17 protein-coding genes are annotated in these 18,246 nt (G+C 45.2%); 13 read left to right on the top strand and 4 right to left on the bottom strand.

The annotated features are described in order from the left end of the window. Window positions 1-99: 99 nt before the first annotated feature. Window positions 100-1,938: a glutamine--fructose-6-phosphate transaminase (isomerizing) gene (gene glmS / locus L0660_RS02020; protein WP_235157333.1), complete on the bottom strand. Its 1,839-nt coding sequence runs from the start codon at window positions 1,936-1,938 to the stop codon at window positions 100-102. Window positions 1,939-2,159: 221 nt separating this feature from the next. Beyond that, window positions 2,160-2,966, bottom strand: a complete 807-nt coding sequence (locus tag L0660_RS02015; protein WP_026630556.1) for a glycogen/starch synthase — start codon at window positions 2,964-2,966, stop codon at window positions 2,160-2,162. 205 nt (window positions 2,967-3,171) lie between these two features. On the opposite strand from L0660_RS02015, the gene panC reads away from it, so the two are divergent. Then, window positions 3,172-4,014, top strand: a complete 843-nt coding sequence (gene panC, locus L0660_RS02010) for a pantoate--beta-alanine ligase (protein WP_235157330.1) — start codon at window positions 3,172-3,174, stop codon at window positions 4,012-4,014. A 252-nt stretch (window positions 4,015-4,266) separates the two neighbouring features. Here panC and L0660_RS02005 read toward each other — a convergent pair whose 3' ends face one another. After that, window positions 4,267-5,739: a Gfo/Idh/MocA family protein gene (locus L0660_RS02005; protein ID WP_233795312.1), complete on the bottom strand. Its 1,473-nt coding sequence runs from the start codon at window positions 5,737-5,739 to the stop codon at window positions 4,267-4,269. Window positions 5,740-5,931: 192 nt separating this feature from the next. Here L0660_RS02005 and panD point away from each other — a divergent pair, with 192 nt between their 5' ends. The 4 genes from panD to L0660_RS01985 all read left to right on the top strand — a co-directional run bounded on the left by panD (window position 5,932) and on the right by L0660_RS01985 (window position 8,625). Next, entirely contained in the window at window positions 5,932-6,282 is a 351-nt protein-coding gene (panD, locus tag L0660_RS02000; protein WP_233795310.1) for an aspartate 1-decarboxylase, read from the top strand. A 46-nt stretch (window positions 6,283-6,328) separates the two neighbouring features. Then, entirely contained in the window at window positions 6,329-7,366 is a 1,038-nt protein-coding gene (locus tag L0660_RS01995) for a lysylphosphatidylglycerol synthase transmembrane domain-containing protein (RefSeq protein WP_235157329.1), read from the top strand. 82 nt (window positions 7,367-7,448) lie between these two features. Beyond that, on the top strand, window positions 7,449-7,937 hold the full coding sequence (gene rfaE2 / locus L0660_RS01990; RefSeq protein WP_235157327.1) for a D-glycero-beta-D-manno-heptose 1-phosphate adenylyltransferase: 489 nt from the start codon (window positions 7,449-7,451) through the stop codon (window positions 7,935-7,937). Between the two features lie 7 nt (window positions 7,938-7,944). After that, window positions 7,945-8,625 carry a zinc metallopeptidase gene (locus tag L0660_RS01985; protein WP_026630550.1) on the top strand — a complete coding sequence of 227 codons (681 nt, stop codon included), beginning with the start codon at window positions 7,945-7,947 and terminating at the stop codon, window positions 8,623-8,625. A 63-nt stretch (window positions 8,626-8,688) separates the two neighbouring features. On the opposite strand, the gene L0660_RS01980 is transcribed toward L0660_RS01985, so the two are convergent. Beyond that, on the bottom strand, window positions 8,689-9,858 hold the full coding sequence (locus L0660_RS01980) for an FG-GAP and VCBS repeat-containing protein (RefSeq protein WP_235157323.1): 1,170 nt from the start codon (window positions 9,856-9,858) through the stop codon (window positions 8,689-8,691). A gap of 158 nt (window positions 9,859-10,016) precedes the next feature. Here L0660_RS01980 and gcvT point away from each other — a divergent pair, with 158 nt between their 5' ends. The 8 genes from gcvT to L0660_RS01940 all read left to right on the top strand — a co-directional run bounded on the left by gcvT (window position 10,017) and on the right by L0660_RS01940 (window position 18,113). Next, the gene (gcvT, locus tag L0660_RS01975) at window positions 10,017-11,099 is read left to right on the top strand and encodes a glycine cleavage system aminomethyltransferase GcvT (protein WP_235157316.1); all 1,083 of its coding nucleotides are present in this window, start codon (window positions 10,017-10,019) and stop codon (window positions 11,097-11,099) included. Between the two features lie 41 nt (window positions 11,100-11,140). After that, on the top strand, window positions 11,141-11,851 hold the full coding sequence (locus tag L0660_RS01970) for a 2-phosphosulfolactate phosphatase (RefSeq protein WP_026630547.1): 711 nt from the start codon (window positions 11,141-11,143) through the stop codon (window positions 11,849-11,851). 22 nt (window positions 11,852-11,873) lie between these two features. Beyond that, complete coding sequence (locus L0660_RS01965; RefSeq protein ID WP_235157314.1) at window positions 11,874-13,883, top strand: hypothetical protein; 2,010 nt, start codon at window positions 11,874-11,876, stop codon at window positions 13,881-13,883. Between the two features lie 39 nt (window positions 13,884-13,922). Continuing rightward, a complete protein-coding gene (locus L0660_RS01960) occupies window positions 13,923-15,740 on the top strand; it encodes a T9SS type A sorting domain-containing protein (RefSeq protein ID WP_235157311.1) in 1,818 nt (605 codons plus the stop codon). Window positions 15,741-15,791: 51 nt separating this feature from the next. Further along, complete coding sequence (locus L0660_RS01955) at window positions 15,792-16,439, top strand: uridine kinase (RefSeq protein ID WP_026630544.1); 648 nt, start codon at window positions 15,792-15,794, stop codon at window positions 16,437-16,439. A gap of 121 nt (window positions 16,440-16,560) precedes the next feature. Then, window positions 16,561-17,061: a hypothetical protein gene (locus tag L0660_RS01950; protein WP_233795302.1), complete on the top strand. Its 501-nt coding sequence runs from the start codon at window positions 16,561-16,563 to the stop codon at window positions 17,059-17,061. An 83-nt stretch (window positions 17,062-17,144) separates the two neighbouring features. Next, entirely contained in the window at window positions 17,145-17,843 is a 699-nt protein-coding gene (locus L0660_RS01945) for a hypothetical protein (protein WP_235157308.1), read from the top strand. Between the two features lie 108 nt (window positions 17,844-17,951). Beyond that, window positions 17,952-18,113, top strand: a complete 162-nt coding sequence (locus L0660_RS01940; RefSeq protein ID WP_157486698.1) for a lasso RiPP family leader peptide-containing protein — start codon at window positions 17,952-17,954, stop codon at window positions 18,111-18,113. The last annotated feature ends 133 nt before the right edge of the window (window positions 18,114-18,246 follow it).

Here is an 18,246-nt window from a genome sequence, read left to right as displayed (position 1 = left end):
ACGAAAACAACATTACATTATTTCCTGCAAAAGTTTATGCAAAATAAAAAGCGAAACTGCCCTTGAGACAACTTCGCTTTTTAAGATTATAATCAAATATTACTCTACTGTCACTGATTTCGCAAGATTCCGGGGCTGATCCACATTCCTGCCGCGCATAACGGCAATGTAATAAGAAAGCAGTTGCAACGGGATTACAGAAACCAGAGGCGTGAGTAATTCGTGCACTTTGGGCACCTCGATCACAAAATCCACCATGCCCGGGATAAGCGTATCGCCCTCAGTAACAATGGCGATAACCCTTCCCTTCCGTGCCTTCACTTCCTGAATGTTGGAAACGATTTTCTCGTAAGAACCATCTTTCGTTGCCAGGAAAACCACCGGCATATCCTCATCAATGAGCGCGATAGGCCCGTGCTTCATTTCTGCGGCGGGGTAACCTTCGGCGTGGATATAGGAAATCTCTTTCAATTTGAGAGCGCCTTCCAGTGCTACCGGGAAATTCAAACCTCTTCCCAGATAAATAAAGTTGCGTGCATAGGTGAATATAAATGCGATTTCCTTGATCTTATTAGCATTCTCAAACACCTTTTCCACCTTTGCCGGAATCGTTTCCAGCTCAATGAGCAGTTGGCGGTAAGTTTCTTCGGATATCGTGCCTTTGCGCTTCGCAGTAGCAATAGCGATCAAAGTCAGCACTGTCACCTGAGCCGTAAATGCTTTTGTACTCGCCACCCCTATTTCAGGGCCGGCGTGCGTGTAAGCGCCTGCATGCGTTGCGCGCGCAATGGAAGAACCCACCACATTGCAAACACCGAATATCGTCGCGCCTTTTGACTTAGCCAGCTCAATGGCAGCCAATGTATCCGCAGTCTCACCGGATTGTGAAATGGCGATAACAATGTCCTTTTCATTGATAACCGGGTTTCGGTAACGGAATTCGGAAGCATATTCGACCTCTACGTTCACTCTCGCCAATTCTTCGAAAAGATATTCCGCTACAAGACCTGCATGCCATGAAGTGCCGCAGCCTACGATCACAATGCGGTCTGCTTCGGCCAGTTTATCCAGATAATTTGCCAGCCCGCCTAATTGCAAATGTGCATCGTCCGCACGCAATCTTCCGCGCATACTGTCGGCAATGGAACGCGGCTGTTCAAAAATTTCTTTGATCATGAAATGGTCATAACCACCTTTTTCGATGGTTTCAAGCTCCATTTCCAGCTTTTGGATATAAGGAATCGTTTCCGTGTTATCCAGATTTTGAATGCTTAACCGGCCGTCACTGATCACAGCAACTTCATAATCATCCAGGTAAACCACATCTTTAGTATACTCGATGATCGGCGTGGCGTCGGAAGCGAAGAAAAATTCATCTTCCCCGATGCCAATTACCAGCGGGCTCCCTTTTCTGGCAGCAATAAGTTGTCCCGGATGATCCAGCGACATCACCACTATCGCATAAGCGCCTACGACTTCTTTCAGCGCGTGTTTCACGGCAGATTCCAACGAACCGCCCGTCTCCTGCTGAATGTCTTCTATAAAATGAATGAGAACTTCTGTATCTGTATCGCTGAGAAACTTATGCCCTTTTGTGACCAGATTTTGTTTGATCGAAGCATAATTCTCTATAATGCCGTTGTGAATGATGGAAAGCCGGCGGTTATTGGAGTAATGCGGGTGTGCATTTACGTCATTTGGCTCTCCGTGTGTGGCCCAGCGCGTGTGCCCGATGCCGATTGTGGCGGTTAAATGTTTGGAAGCAAGCTCACTTTCGAGGTCGGACACCTTGCCTTTTTTCTTATAAATATCCAATTTGGCATTTTCCAGCAAGGCAATTCCCGAGCTGTCATAACCCCGATATTCTAGTCTTTTAAGACCTTTGAGAATTAGGGGATAAGCTTCTCTGCTTCCTACGTAAGCTACAATTCCACACATATTTTAAGAATTTAAATTGAGTGTATGTTAAATGATACGGTGCAAATAAATAGCAATCAGGAATGCTTAACAAGCTATATTATAATTAATTACTAAAAATTATCCAATTTCATAAGAGTGCTCGAACACATCGTAAATATCCTATTCCGTGATTTTTACGATTAGTACAAAAAAAATGGCGACCATTATGGCCGCCATCATTTTCAGTGATATATCCGGGATCAGTTCATCAGATCCGTATAAAGATTGTAATATGATTCCGAGAACTTCTCATCCTGTTCGTCAAGCTCAACACGTTTCGGCGCATTGTTGAAAATCTGGTTCAGACTTTCGCTGCAATGATCGTCCGCCTTCAAAACCGCGTCCGCATATGCACAGCCAATTTTAACAAATCCTTCAAAGTCGTTAGAGCGCAAATGAGCCAAAGCTTCATCGCTTACATCCATTGCTTTCGCCTTGTTATGTAAATCTGCGTCAAATTTATAGTCAAAAGCATTGTTATGCACCGTAAACACACTTTTCGTATCCTTAAACATTGGATCGTTGCGGTAAGTAGTTTTCAGATACAATGGAATCAAAGCAGTCATCCAGTCGTTGCAATGCACCACGTCAGGAGCCCAACCCAATTTTTTTACCGTTTCCAATACACCTTTGCAGAAGAAGATCGCGCGCTCGTCATTGTCATCGTAAAAGTTATTCTCCTTATCAAAGAACACCGATTTGCGGTGAAAATAATCATCATTGTCAATAAAATAGACTTGCAACTTCGCATTAGGGATAGAAGCCACTTTGATAATCAAAGGCTTTTCTTCATCTCCTACGGTAATATTTATTCCTGACAGTCGAACTACTTCATGAAGCCGGTTTTTGCGTTCATTGATAAGACCAAAACGGGGAACAAGAATTCTGATTTCTGCACCTCGTTCCTGCATTGCCTGAGGAAGTTTCCTTACGTAATCGGCAACATCGGTGGTTTGGAGGAAAGGATTGATTTCACTGGCTACATACAAAATTCGTAGTTTCTCCATAGATGTTTCAGCAGTTTGTGAAAAAAAGTTTTGCAAAATTATACAAAAAAAATGGCAAAATCAAAAAATATTCCAAACTAAATGTCATATTGCGCTCAGTTTGGGAATTCCCATTCCAAATTTTTTCATCGCCCACGGATAGTTGCTCACATGAAAGAAAAGCATCCGCTGCGGTTTGATTACTCCCTCTGATTCCACTTTTTCAATGGAAGTATTTACTTCAATCAAAGGCCTGCGCAGTTTACTCGATCAACAACTTTCAGAGCAAAAAACCATTGGGCTAATTCCCACCATGGGCGCATTGCACGAAGGCCACATTTCACTCGTTGACGCTTCCATTAAAGATAACGACGTCACAGTCGCCAGCATTTTCGTCAATCCGACCCAGTTTAATAACCCCGAAGATCTGCTGAAATATCCGCGTACGTTAGAAGCAGATTGTGCTATGCTGGAACAAGCAGGCTGCACAGCCGTCTTCGCGCCATCCGTGGAGGAAATGTATCCTGAAAAATCGTCCTTACTGATCAACTTCGGCACATTGGAAAGCGTGATGGAAGGGGCTTCAAGACCGGGTCACTTTAATGGTGTAGGCATAGTCGTTTCCAAGCTCTTCCACATCGTAAGCCCGCACCGCGCTTATTTTGGACAAAAGGATTTACAGCAAGTTTCCATCATCAAAAGGTTGGTCTCAGACCTTGCGTTTAACCTGGAACTGATCGTCTGCCCCACTATTAGAGAAACGGATGGCCTGGCCATGTCCTCCCGCAACCGCAGGCTTAATGACGCTGAACGCAACATTGCTCCGCATATTTATCGGATATTGGAAGAAGCGAAGCAAAGTTTGCTGGCAGGAAAGGACATTACAGAAACCGTTTCCGCTGCTAGCAATGCATTTAATGCTATTCCGGAGTTTAAGCTAGATTACTTTGAAGTGGCGGATGTAAAGACATTGCAGCCGATTCCCAGCCTCAGCGCTGCCGGAACAAATGCTATTTGCGTGGCTGCGTTTTTAGGGCCGGTGAGGTTGATTGATAATGTTGTGTTTTAGAAGGCCTGTCAGCAGCTACCAAGCCCTGTCAGCCTGAGCGGAGACGAAGGCGCGCTACTTCTGGGTAACGCGCCTTCGTCTCCGCTCAGGCTGACAGGGCTTGGTTGGCTCAGGCTGGCAGGGTTTGGTTGGCTCCGTCTGGCAGGGCTTGGTTAACTCAGGCTGACAGGGCTTGGTTAACTCAGGCTGACAGGGCTTGGTCAACTCAGGCTGACCGGGTCAGCCCAGCCGACATAAACGCTTCCTCCGCCCTTACGACAACTTCCAGTCCCCTCTGTACTTCCTCTTCACAAACTGGTTAGCCTCGTCAAAGTTGGTGATCTTCATATTATTACCATCCCAAAGCAACTTCTTCCGACCTGGATAGTCAAATCCTTTGCCGTCTGCTTTCGCTGTGCGGAGGTTGTAGCTGCGGATTCCGAGGTTACCCATGATGACGGTTTCGGTCAATGGTCCGGCGTAGTCGAATGATGAGGTTAACGCTTTGTGTTCTTTGCTATTGAAACCGGCTTTGCAGGCGTCGGTCCAGGAGACGTGGTGACCGAATTCTGGCATTGGTGTGTATTTGTTTCCAAAATCACCTTGCTTGTATTCGAGCTTCGTGCCGTCGTTCAGGTAAACTTTTGGGTTAATACCATAAGTCCCGCAAGTCATAACGCCTTTTTGACCTATTAACAAAACACCATTGCTGCTGTCTGGCTCGCCTAGCGGATCGTTGGCAGGGATAATGTCCGGATGGAAAGGACGCAGGCCGCCGTCGTGCCAGGTTAATGTTACTTCGGATTTGTTGATCTTGTTCGCAGGGAATTTAAGCTGAACCCTCGATGATGGCGGGCAGCCTTCGGGAATGTATTCGGGCGTCCAGTCTTTAATGAAAACTTGTCCTACGCTGCATTCCAGTTCGGTTGGATAGCCTAGTCCCAATGTGCGGAAAGCAGGGTCGATCAGGTGGCAGCCCATGTCGCCTAATGCGCCTGTTCCGAAATTCCACCAGCCTCTCCATTTGAATGGATGCCACGCCGGATTATAATCAACCCATTCAGCCGATCCTACCCAAAGTTCCCAGTCAATGTCAGCAGGAACGGGGAATTTTTCGGTTGGAACGGGAATTCCTTGCGGCCACACCGGACGGTTGGTCCAAACGTGCGCTTCGTGCACATTACCGATCAGACCTTTGGAAAACCATTCTTTCATCTGCGTTTGCGCAGGGTTGGAAGCGCCCTGGTTACCCATTTGGGTTACCACTTTATATTTACGGGCTGCTTCTGTAAGCATCCGCGCTTCATAAATGTCGTGCGTCAACGGCTTTTGCACATATACGTGCTTGCCGCGCTGCATGGCCGCCATCGCGATTATGGCGTGCATATGGTCGGTTGTGGAAACGGTTACGGCGTCGATGTCCTTTTCCATTTCATCAAACATTTTCCTGAAATCCTTGTATTTTTTCGCAGTCGGATGCAGCTCAAAATTCTTTTTGGCCTGGTTCCAATCCACGTCGCAAAGTGCTACCAGATTTTCGGCACCTTTATTCCAAGCATTATTTGTATCTGAAAAACCCTTTCCGCCAACCCCTATTCCCGCAATGTTCAATTTGTCACTTGGTGCCACGAAGCCTTTGCCCAGCACGTGCCGTGGGACAATAAAAAAGCTTCCAATCGCTGCTGCCGTCGTTTTTTGCAAAAACTCCCGGCGCTTCACATCCTTCGGTTTATTTTCTGAACGCATCTGATTTGATAGTGAAAAGATAAAGTGGATAATATTGTTTAAAGCATACTTGTTATAATAATTACTTGCAGTGTCCGCATTTGTGAACGGGAACCGTAACCATAACGCCGATGTTTTGAAGGCTGTATATTATTCCCTTAACTTTGGGGTGAATAAGGACATTAATAAATTCCCGACTTACATTACCTGGTAATGCAAATAACACTCATGAAATCGAAGATTCACCGGGTTAAGGTGACTCAGGCGGAGTTGAATTACGTAGGCAGCATCACCATCGACGAAGATCTTATCGACGCTGCCGGATTGGTTGAAAATGAACAAGTTCACATTGTCAATAACAATAACGGGGAGCGCTTTGTGACGTACGTTATCAAGGGCGAAAGAGGGTCCGGAATGATCTGCCTGAATGGCGCCGCGGCACGCAGGGTTCAGATCGGCGACATCATCATTATCATTGCATACGGCTCCATGAGCCAGGAAGAGGCCAAGACATTCAAGCCAATGGTCGTGTTTCCGGATCATAATAATCATCTTGTGGTGTAGGCCAAACTTCTTTTCTTTGCGGGTTCTCAAAATTCTTTAAACAGCTATGAAAAGCGCTTTACGTTACATCATTTCGCTTGCGCTGGCAGGCGGCCTGATCTGGTTTGTCTTTAAAGACATCAACTTCGCAGAAATGCTGGACAGGTTTGCCAAATCGGACTGGCGATGGATTGCATTATCCTGCTTTTTGCTGCTTTGCGCACACGTAACGAGAGCCTGGCGCTGGGGCATGCTGATGGAGCCGCTGGGTCACAAACCCGGGCTTTTCAATAGTTCTATTTCCGTATTAACCGGTTATTTTGCCAATTACATTGTGCCCAGAATGGGCGAAGTGACGCGCTGCGGCACGCTATACAGGCTGGAACGCATTCCCGTCAACCTCAGCTTCGGGACCGTTGTTGCGGAACGTATATTCGACGTGCTGATCCTGCTCATCATGATCGGTTTGAATTTTATTCTGGAATTTGACCGGCTCAGTAAATTCTTCACTGATTTTTTTCAAAGTAAAGTTTCAGGCGGCGAGGGCGGCAGCACAGGGACTGGAATCCTGGCGGGGATTTTGGTTACGGGCATGGTTGTGGTGGTTGCCGCGGGCATTGCGGTTTATAAAAATGTCGCCTTAAGGGACCGTTTGCAGCAGAATGCATTGATCCAGAAGATCGTTACGTTCGCAAAAGGAATGCTTGATGGTTTTTTGAGCATCCGTAAATTGAAGAATCCGGGATTGTTTATTCTTAGCACGATCGGCATCTGGGTTTTCTATTACTTCGTGTCCTACGTGCTGTTTTTCTGCATTCCCGAAACTTCCAACCTCGGACCATTGGCTGGCTTGACATTGTTGGTTGTAGGCGCCATTGGTATGACCGCACCCACACAGGGCGGAATAGGAGCTTATCATTTGCTGGTTGGTAATGTGATGATTTTGTACGGATTATCTCAAAACGATGGCATTACATTGGCTACGTTTATTCATGGAGCGCAAATGATTTTTATGCTTATTATCGGCGCACTGGCATTCCTATACGTTTTAGTTCAAAACAAAAAATCGGTTTCCGAAAACAATCAGGTTGCGATTGAAAATTAATGGCTGTTTTGTAGTCCGGTTATATCAAAAGCGCGTATGACATCGTACTAACCTTACAAAAATCCTTACACCGATTCATTCCATGAACCTCACCGAAAGCAAGATTTTAAGACTCGAAGAAGCCATTCCAACCATTGAAGACTGGCAACGCGCCGGACAAAAGGTTGTTTTTACAAATGGCTGCTTCGACATTGTTCACTTAGGACATATAGACTATCTCGAAAAAGCGCGTGCATTGGGCGACAGGCTTGTTTTAGGCCTGAACACTGATGCCTCCGTAAGCCGCCTCAAAGGATCATTAAGACCCGTCGTCAATGAGTATGCAAGAGCAAGATTAATGGCAGCGCTTTCCTTCATTGATGCTGTCATTTTGTTCGACGAACCGACGCCTAGTCAGTTGATTGAAGCTGTAAAACCTGACATTTTGGTCAAAGGAGACGATTATACCGTTGAAACTATTGCTGGCGCGGATTTTGTTTTGGGTAAAGGAGGTGAGGTAAAAACGATCGCTCTTGTAAAGGGTTACTCGACTACCGCACTGATTGAGAAAATAAAACAAGGATATAACTAACACAAATATGGCTGGTGCATATGTAATTGGTATTTTGGTGATGCTTATTAGCCTTTATGTGCAATGGCGTCTCAAAAGTAAATTTGAAGAATACTCGCAAGTAGGGCTGAGTAATGGAATGAGCGGAAAAGAAATCGCTGAAACCATGCTGCGCGAAAGCGGAATATATGATGTTCGGGTGTTGTCAGTCGAAGGACGCCTAACCGACCATTATAATCCTCAGGATAAAACCGTTAACCTGAGCCCTGACGTTTATCACGGAAGAAGTGTCTCCGCTGCCGCTGTCGCTTCCCACGAATGCGGGCACGCAGTGCAGCACGCAACTGCTTATAAATGGTTACAGTTCAGGTCTCAAATGGTGCCGTTTTTGAGCATTGCCTCGTCTTACATGCAATGGATCATCCTGGGCGGAATCGTTTTGTTAAACACAACGCCGATTCCATTGGCAATCGGCGTAGCATTATTTGCCGCAACAACAATATTCAGTTTTATCACATTGCCTGTTGAATACGACGCAAGTAACAGAGCACTTGCCTGGATTAAGAACAACAGGATTGTGAATGAGAGAGAATATGTTATGTCTGCCGATGCATTGAAATGGGCTGCCAGGACTTATCTGGTTGCTGCAATTGGTTCATTAGCAACATTGCTTTATTATGTAAGCTTGTTAATGGGAAGACGGGACTAAGGGAAGTTACTAGTCAACACCAACAACTAAAAAGGTCTGAGAGACAAGCTCTCAGACCTTTTTTCATTTCTTCTTCTGATTCCAATACACAACAACATTATGCGTCGATCTTCCCGATGCCAGGATATCCAGATCCCCATCGCCATCCAGATCCGCAGCCGTAATGTCTTCACAAGCGATTTTGATTTTATCATCGAGCGCATATTCCTGCCACTTTTTTCCTTCGGGATCTGATCCTACGAAAATTCTTACGCCTGTTTCACCGGTAACATTCGGGTTGCGCCAGCCCATTACGACCTGGTCGCGGCCCTGGCCGAAGAAATCGGCGCAGACTAATGCGTGGCCTTCTTTGATTTTGTCTGTTAAAACTGTTCTGTTGTCTTTGGAATAAACGACTAATGTGTTGCCATGCATGGGCTCGATGGTGGCGGTGAAAAGCTGGTTTTTGCCCAGACTTCCTGTTCTAACCTCTCCTACTCCCGTTTGCGGAACCATCCAGGTGCCTGATGGCGCCAAACCTTCGGCTCCGTCCAGAAAAACTTGCACACCTTCTTTACCAGCAACAGCTAAGCCTAGCATTCTGCCGGGCACTTCCATAGGGTGCATATTATGCGTCATGTGCATGCCGGTTTCTACCAGATCAAATCCCCAGATTCCTGTTTTATTTTGAGGAACATCAAATGCAATAAGTTTTACGCCAGCGCCTTCGCCACCCGAATTTCCTTCACCGTGTAAGGGAAGCACGGCAAGCTGGAATGTGCCGTCGGCTTTCTTCAACCATTGCATGCGGTGAATGGTCACTTCGTGATGCAGGCGGACTGGCTCCCAAAGCTGCGTCCTGTCACTGGGGGCAGATAAATAGTAAACCGCTCCCGATTGTTTCAAATTCTTTGTTTCCGAAGGGTTCCACTGCGCACCAACGGCCACTTCTACTTTTCCATCGCCATCAATGTCCCTCGCAGCAATGCATACATTATCCTGCTCGGTCAGGTCTCTCGCAATGACATAACGCGTCCATTTTTCAGCCTTTTTACCTGGATTTTTATACCAAACAATTTCCTTTTTATCTGCCAGTAAAATATCCGGCTTGCCGTCTCCGTCCACGTCGCCGGACGTGACGCCATAACCTATACTGATCTTATCATCAATAACCTCCCCTACAAAAGTCGCTGTCTGAGCAACCGTTTTCGCTGCAACCAATGTGAGGGCAAAAAGTAAAAATTTTCTCTTCATAGTCTCCGTTTCGGGGCAGTTGCCCTTCTAATTATTTAAGCATATTTTTTCCCAATATACTTCAAAAGTGCGCAACAGCATTTGAAAAAAGACTTTTTTGTGTCGCTTTGATCGGCTTTACCTACTTTTGTAAATTATTGTGAACCAATTTACCATTCATGAAAACTGTCCCATTACACCAGGTCCATATTGATTTGGGTGCCAAAATGGTCCCATTTGCAGGTTTTGAAATGCCTGTGCGTTATTCCTCGGATCTGGATGAACACCACACTGTAAGAAATAACGTCGGCGTATTTGATGTGTCCCATATGGGCGAATTCAGCATTAAGGGGCCGAAGGCTTTGGATTTGATACAAAAAGTTACGTCCAACGATGCTGCTGCTTTGTTTGATGGAAAAGTGCAGTACAGTTATTTGCCTAATGGAAAAGGCGGTGTGGTCGACGATTTATTGGTTTACAGAATAAAAGAAGACGAATATTTCCTGGTTGTGAACGCGTCCAACATTGAAAAGGACTGGAACTGGATCCAAAGCCACAATGCAGAAGGCGTTACGATGGAAAATCTTTCCGATGACTTGTGCCTGTTTGCAGTCCAGGGGCCGAATGCGACGCCAACTTTGCAAAAGCTTACTGCGGTAGATCTGAGTGCAATGGATTATTATACATTCAAAATCGGTGAAATGGCTGGGATTCCGGATGTGATCATCTCGGCAACAGGTTACACCGGTGCAGGCGGATTTGAAATATATGTTAAAAACGCCGACGCAGTAAACATGTGGAAAGCCATATTTGCGGCCGGAGCGGAATTTGGAATAAAACCTGTGGGACTAGGCGCCCGTGATACATTGCGACTTGAAAAAGGCTTCTGCCTTTACGGAAACGACATTGACGATAACACTTCACCGCTGGAAGCTGGCTTAGGCTGGGTTACCAAATTCACCAAAGACTTTATCGACGCAAAGGAATTGAAAGAGCAGAAAGAAGCGGGTTTGCAGAAAAAACTGGTGGGCTTTGAAATGATCGACCGGGGAATCCCACGCGGACATTATGAGCTTTGCGATGAATCCGGCACCAGATTGGGCGAAGTGACTTCGGGAACACAATCACCCACATTACAAAAAGGAATTGGCCTGGGCTACGTCCCAGCCGCATTTGCCAAGCCTGAAACGGAAATTTTCGTAAAAGTGCGCGACAGGTTGTTGAAAGCCAAAGTTGTCAAACTGCCTTTTGTAAAAAACTAATTAACTCCCCCCAATTTACTCCATAGTATCGATTGCATTTTATGAAACAACTTGATGTTTGCCTTACACCCGACCTGCTTCATTTACACAAACTGGATAATTCAATTGTAGTTGTAGCAGACGTTTTCAGGGCTACTTCGTGCATGGTTACCGGCCTCGCTTATGGTGTCAAGAGCATTACGCCTGTTGCCAGTATTGAAGAATGTAAATTGTTACAGGATAAGGGTTTCATTGCAGCTGCGGAACGCGACGCACGGAAAGTAGAAGGTTTTGATCTGGACAATTCGCCTTTCAGTTATATGAATGAGCGGCTGATCGGCTCGCAGATCGCAATGACAACCACAAACGGAACGTTATCAATCGCTAAGGCAAAGGCATCGGCAGTGAAAGTAATGATCGGATCGTTCCTGAACCTGGGTGCATTGACGAATCATTTGCGTTCGGAGCCTTATGACATCCTGGTGCTTTGCGCAGGCTGGAAAGGACGGCCCAACCTGGAAGATACATTGTTTGCAGGTGCGCTTGCCGACGCGCTGAAAGACCAGTTTATGCTTTTGGAAGATGGCACATTGATGGCGCAGCGACTTTACGACCAGAGCCGTAACAACTTACTGGCCAGCGTTTCCAATTCATCCCACGTGCGCAGGCTGCAGCGTTTGGGAATCCAGAAAGATATATCTTATTGCTTGCAAAAAGACCTTTATGATGTTGTGCCTGTTTTGCGCGGAAGCACTTTGGTAGCAATGAATTAAGTTAAATACTAACAACTTTTACATGTTCAGATTCGTCTTTATTATCTTTTGCGGGTTGTTGATTTTTTCAAATCAGGCCAATGCCCAGCGAAGAACCAGCACACCTAAAAGACAAATTTTTGCGCCAAAGAAAAAGCCACCTGTCCCTACCAGGCCAGCCGTAACGCCCAAAGCTGACACGGCCATCGCGCCACGGGCAACGCAGGCAGCGCCCGTAACTGCTCCCACCGCGGACACAACAGCAATTCGCGACGCTGTCCGGGACACCATTATTACGCCGGATAGCAGCAATGTTGAAATCTCTTCGGACACGCTCACGGAGAAAGAAGCAGAAGAAAGGCTTGCTAAAACAGAACCGGCCGCAGACAGCGTACGGTCCTTCAAAATCATCATTGACAATATTTCTTATCTGTCCGTTTGTCCGGGAACAACCATTAACATCCCATTTAAAACGGTCGGGCCTTATGACGAAGGCAACACATTCATTGCACATCTGATTGACGCGAGTGGCAAATCGGTTCCTATCTCGCTGCCGGTGAGTAAAAGTCCGGTTAAGGCAGTAATTCCATCTTACAAAATAGGCGGCGAGGTTTACCGGATACAAATTGTAGCTTCTATCCCGGTGGTAAGGAGCCAGGAAGTGCCTATCCGCCTGCTACAAATGGCCAGCGCGAGACTGGAAGTGATCGACGGAACTCAGTCTGTGCGCATTATGCCGGGTCAGGAAGTTAATCTTAAAGTGAATTTTACGGGTGCTGCGCCATGGTCGTTTCTTATGTCGGACAGCACAGTTGTATATCAGACAATGTCTAATCCACATTATCTTACTGTAAAACCAAACGATGTAAAAGCTTACAGACTAACCGGCGTTGCCAATGCGTGTGGAAGTGGGAATGTTTCAGGAGAAGCCATTGTGAATGTGAATAACAATCCCGAGCCGAAACTGGAATTGAAAGAAGTGGAAAAAATTGCAAAGCTTTGCAGCGGCATTCCATTCCAGGTTCCTTTCAATGCAACAGGGAAATATAAGGATGGAAACAAATTTGTGGTGCAGATCGCAGAACGGACGGGTGCTTTCAAAACCATTTCCACGCCGGACACAACGGGTTACATTACCACCCAGATCCCAACCGATTACAAGCCTGGCGAGTACAAACTGCGCGTTGTTTCTTCTGCTCCCTACCTGGTAAGCCAGACAACCAACATTACCATTGTTTCGCCTACTGTTGCCACTTTGCAGCGGGATTCCCTCAGACTGGGCGAAAATGAAACAGGAGAACTGACACTAAAATTTACCGGCGGCGGCCCCTGGTTTGTGCTGCTTTCCGACGGCACATATGAGAATAACATTCAGGAATCGCCTTACAAAGTGAAGGTTAAGCCTGTTTTTGACACAAATTATCAGATCACTTCCGCGGGAGGTTTGTGCGGAGTAGGTAAATTTTCAGGATCTGCAAAAGTTTCGGTGAAGAGCCCTCCTGCCAGCATTACATTGGAAAAGCTGCCTCAGAATATGGTCTGCGCCGGTTCTACCATTGAAATACCATACAAAACAGAAGGCCGTTACAATCCTAACAACAAATTCAGTGTCCAGATTACGGACAAATCGGGCCGGTTTGTGAGCCTGCCGACCACCGTAACGGCTGCAACGATGAAAGTAAAACTGAGCAGTGCAGCGCAAGGCGATACGATCAGGACGCAGAAAATAAGGATCATTTCCTCATCGCCTGCCGTGTCAAGCGCCATTGAAGAGCTGGATATTGTCGCGCCTGACAAGGCAATTGCAGAAGTTTCGGGCAAAGGCACCATTACGGCCGGAAGAACCACACGCATTCAATTGAAATTCAAAAACGGATTACCGCCCTGGTCGTTCACATTATCGGACGGAACCGCCATCAACGGCACTTTCCTGAACCCATATCTGATTTCCGTTTCTCCCAAGACGACGACGGAATACACGATCAGCTCGCTGAAAAGTGGCTGCGGCACGGGAACAGGAAAAGGATCGGCATTGGTTACGGTTTCCAATTAACACGCAAAAGGCAGCTTATCGCCGTAAAAGGATGTGATCATGAAGCGGCTGGTTTTATTTGTGCTTCTTTGCGGCGCGCTGTCCCGGATTAGTTGGGGGCAAAATGTGGCGTTGGGCCAGTGGGAAACGCATTTCAACTATCTTTCCGCAAAGCACATTGTACAGGTTAATGATCATATTTTCTGCGCCTCGCATAATGGCCTTTTCAGCATTCATACTGCTGACAAACAAGTCAAAATCTGGTCAAAATCGGATGGCCTGACCAGCACCGGCATTGCAAGTTTGGCTTTCGACGAAGAGCAGAATCTTTTGCTTTTAGCTTATCGGGATGGCCATGTTGATCTGGTGTATCTGAATGAATCTGCTCAGGCAGAACAAATTAAACCCTGGCCTGTTTTTTCTCAAAATCCCGATTTACCAGAAAACAAGGACATTAAGCGCATCATTATCCGGGAAAATCTGGCTTATCTCTGCACCAGCTTTGGTATTGTGGTTTTGGACACCAAAAATCAACAAGTTGATGAAACTTACCGCTACATAGGCCCCAACGGAATGCAAGTTTCAGTCATTGACATTGCATTTGCTTCGGACTCGCTTTACGCCATAACACCGCAAGGAATGATCGGCACATCCATGTCGCCCGCTGTTAACCGCCAGTATTTTGCCAATTGGAAAGTCATTGCTACGCCGGCAAAAATAGTGGCCGTTGCGTCAAATGCTTCTCAGTTATATATAGGTTGTGCAGGGAAGGGTTTGTATTTAAAAGAAAAAGGGAACTGGAAGTCCGTCTTATCATCAGGCAGTCAGGCTTATTTTATATCTGCATCCGAAAGCGGACTTACTGTCACATTAGATGATAAGGTCGTTTTATTGGATCCAAAAAACGGCGTAAGCACTTTTACAAGCCCTTTATTTAAGTCACCTAAGGAGTCTGTCCATACAAATAGTGAGAAAATCTGGGTGGCCGATTCGAAAAACGGCCTGCTCCACAACGTAGGTCAAGCATTTCAATCTTTCACACCATTGCAGGCTGACACCACCATTGTAGATAAGAAAGACTCTGTCATTACGGATCTGAACGGTTTGATCTGGACACGGCTTCCTGATTATCTGGGAGGAGGAATTTTGGTAAAAAATGTGCAAAACCAGCAACGCGTACTTTCTACGAACGTTGGCAATGGGAGCCTGCCCTCTTCCATCATTAATAATCTGGCCATGGATTTGGATGGAAACATTTGGTTTGCGAGCGACAGGGGGATCGGGTATTTTGTATCAGAAAATATCCTGAATGCAGCCAGGGTTGATGCGGTTTTGCCAATATACGGTCAGAGGAAGCTTTTTGCCAACGAGAAATGTACAGCCCTTGCCATTGAGCCGGGTAACCGAAAGTGGATCGGAACGCGGAATGGCCTTTATCTTTTTAATGCCGATGGCACGGAGCTTGTCCAAAAATTCACATCAGCAGACAGTCCTTTGCCATCAGATTCAATCCGTGCTTTGGAATTTGATTCAGAAACGGGCAATTTGTTTATTGATACCCCGAATGGAATGGTGTCTTACCGCAGCAATGCGACAACCTCAGCTGAAAATTTTTCGAATGTTAAAATTTTCCCAAATCCGGTTCATCCTGGTTATGGCGGGTTTGTTGGAGTAACAGGTTTGAAAAATGAATCCATTGTAAAAATCACCGAACTTTCCGGCCGCCTGATCTATGAAACAAAATCACAAGGTGGCACTGCGACCTGGAATTTGAATGATTATACGGGCAAGCGTGCCAGAGGAGGGATTTATATGATCCTGGTAGTAACGCCAGATGGCAGTGAAACATTTGCCGGAAAATTGGCAGTAATTGATTAATAATTAAAACAGAAATGCGATTTACGCCCTCGTAAATCAATAAATCTAACTATGACAACCCCAGAATTTGCACCCTATATTGTAGGCATCACCGGCGGAAGTGCTTCGGGAAAGACATTCTTCATGAAAAGCCTGATCGATTCGTTTGAGAAAGAAGAGATTACCCGCATTTCCCAGGACAATTATTACCGCCCCATTCACGAGATCCCCCGGGACGAAAACGGCGTCGAAAACTTTGATTTGCCCGAAACCATTGACCACCATTTATTTGCCGAACACATTGCCGTGCTGCGGGCAGGGCGGGAAGTGCATCAGAAAGAGTACACATTCAACAATCCATTGATCAAACCCGAAATTTTGGTCTTCGAACCACGGCCAATCATCATTGTAGAAGGTATTTTTGTCTTCTACTTCCCGGAAATAGCCAGATTGATCGATTTAAAAATTTTTGTAGATGCAAAGGAGCACGTTAAAATAAAACGCAGAATTATTCGTGATAATAACGAGCGCGGTTACGACCTGGACGATGTGCTCTACCGCTGGGAACATCACGTAGCGCCAACTTATGATAAATTTATATTGCCCCTGCGCTCCGAGGCGGATATGATCATCAACAACAACACCCGCTTCGACACCGGCCTGGAAGTGTTAAAAGGTTTTTTAAAAGGAAAGCTGGCAGAGAGGAAAAATAATCTCTAAATTGCAATGCATATACGTCGGGCTGCGTTAAATACATCACGTGCTGATATAGAGTCCCGCGTTGGTACAATTTTTTTAGACACCAAAGGAATCATTTTTACCAATTCTACTAAGTTCCAATATGAAAACCACCTTGCTAACACCAAACTTATCTAATCATTTAGGCAAAATGAAAGCGTTGCTATTTATCTTCTTGTTTTCATTTGTGCTTTTAGGATGCAAAGAAGACGATGTTGATCCGGATCTGACAAAGGATTTTGTCGGAACCTGGAAGGGCGAAGTAAAACAAGAGAAAGGATACGAATATAGCTCCGACTGGGAAATTTCGAAGGCGTCTGAGAATGCTGTAAAGGTTGTGTCCACTTACAGGTTTGTCTCCAAAGACCCGAAATACACGTCGCAGACTGTTGTTACTCCCATAGAAAACATCACGCTTTCAACCACTTTGGCAAATAGCGTAGTCTTAAATTTAACTGATGAAGAAATCGTACCAGGTGATGTCCTGATGATTAAAGGGGTCGGAATCGTTTCTGGAAAAACACTAACGTTCTCTTCTACCGCAACGTCTAAAAAGACTGGCAGGGTAGAAACTCCACCAGTTCAAATATTCACAAAACAGTAGAATAACGCTGGTAGTGAAGTATTAGCATATGTTTCACTACCAGCTATTGCTTAAATGTTTGCCACAACACTATAATACACTCTATGAAAAAACATTTAAACTGGGTTATAGTGCCCATGATTATACTTCTCGCTTCCTGCGAAAAGTCAGATCGCCCCTCCGTTGACCCCTATCAATATGTGCCAACGTCCTTGGGCCAGTTTGTAATTTCAGATATTGAAGAGCAGATTTATTCTGCCGGTAAAGATCAACCGGTAGTTAAAAAATGGCAGGAAAAAGACCAGGTTATAAAAAAATCGGTTGATAGTGAATCGATTACTACGCTTATTTTTTCGAGATCATTGCGAACTTCCGAAACAGCGCCCTGGGAAAAATTAAAGGAATACAGCGTTAAAATATATCCGGATAAGGTTCTAACTACTGTTGACAATAGAACGGATATGAATTTGATTTTTCCTCTCAACGGACAAACTGAGTGGAATGGAAACACTTATCACAGTGCAGACCCGCAGAAATACCATTACGAATCTCTTAATAAGCCTGCAACAGTCTCTAAACTTTCGTTTGACAATTCAATAACGGTTGTCGAACGTGAGGACTCCTCAGCAATCAATCAATATATAGGCATCAAAAAGTATGCACTTGGAGTTGGCCTGATTTTTGATGATCAAATAGCCTATGAGTATTGTCAAACTGAAGAATGCTTCGCAAGTGACATCAAAAAAATTGAGTCAGGCTACCATAGAGTTAAAATGGTATCTCAGTTTGGTACAGTTAAGTAAGATTTACAACAGACATTAGCAGCTTATACTTTTTTTTATTATCTTTTTGAAAATTGACAAAAATACTTACCTTTACAACGGACTATTAAAAAATCTAACAAAACAGTTATGAAAACAGTTAATATGCACTCTACACAGACGAAAAAAAATTATGCTAAGCCTAGCCTTAACAAGCTTGGAAGTGTAAGTAAACTGACGAAGGGTAAGTTGGGAAGCGGATTCGACGGATCAGGACAACCAGCCTTCCGCGATGATTTGGGAGAGAGCTAGTCAAGGCATGGCTTCTACCATTTCTTAGTCGGTGTTACTAGAAGGAATTATCCATTATCATAAAAATGTCGACTTGATTCAACATTTTTATGATAATGGATTTTTTTTTGATAATTGGTTTGTTGCGGAAAAG

Origin of the sequence: Dyadobacter sp. CY351, from assembly GCF_021502625.1 — a bacterium.
Classification (GTDB): Bacteria; Bacteroidota; Bacteroidia; order Cytophagales; family Spirosomataceae; genus Dyadobacter; species Dyadobacter chenhuakuii.
Note: the sequence above shows the minus strand (reverse complement) of the source record. Positions and strands in the feature narration are given on the sequence as shown.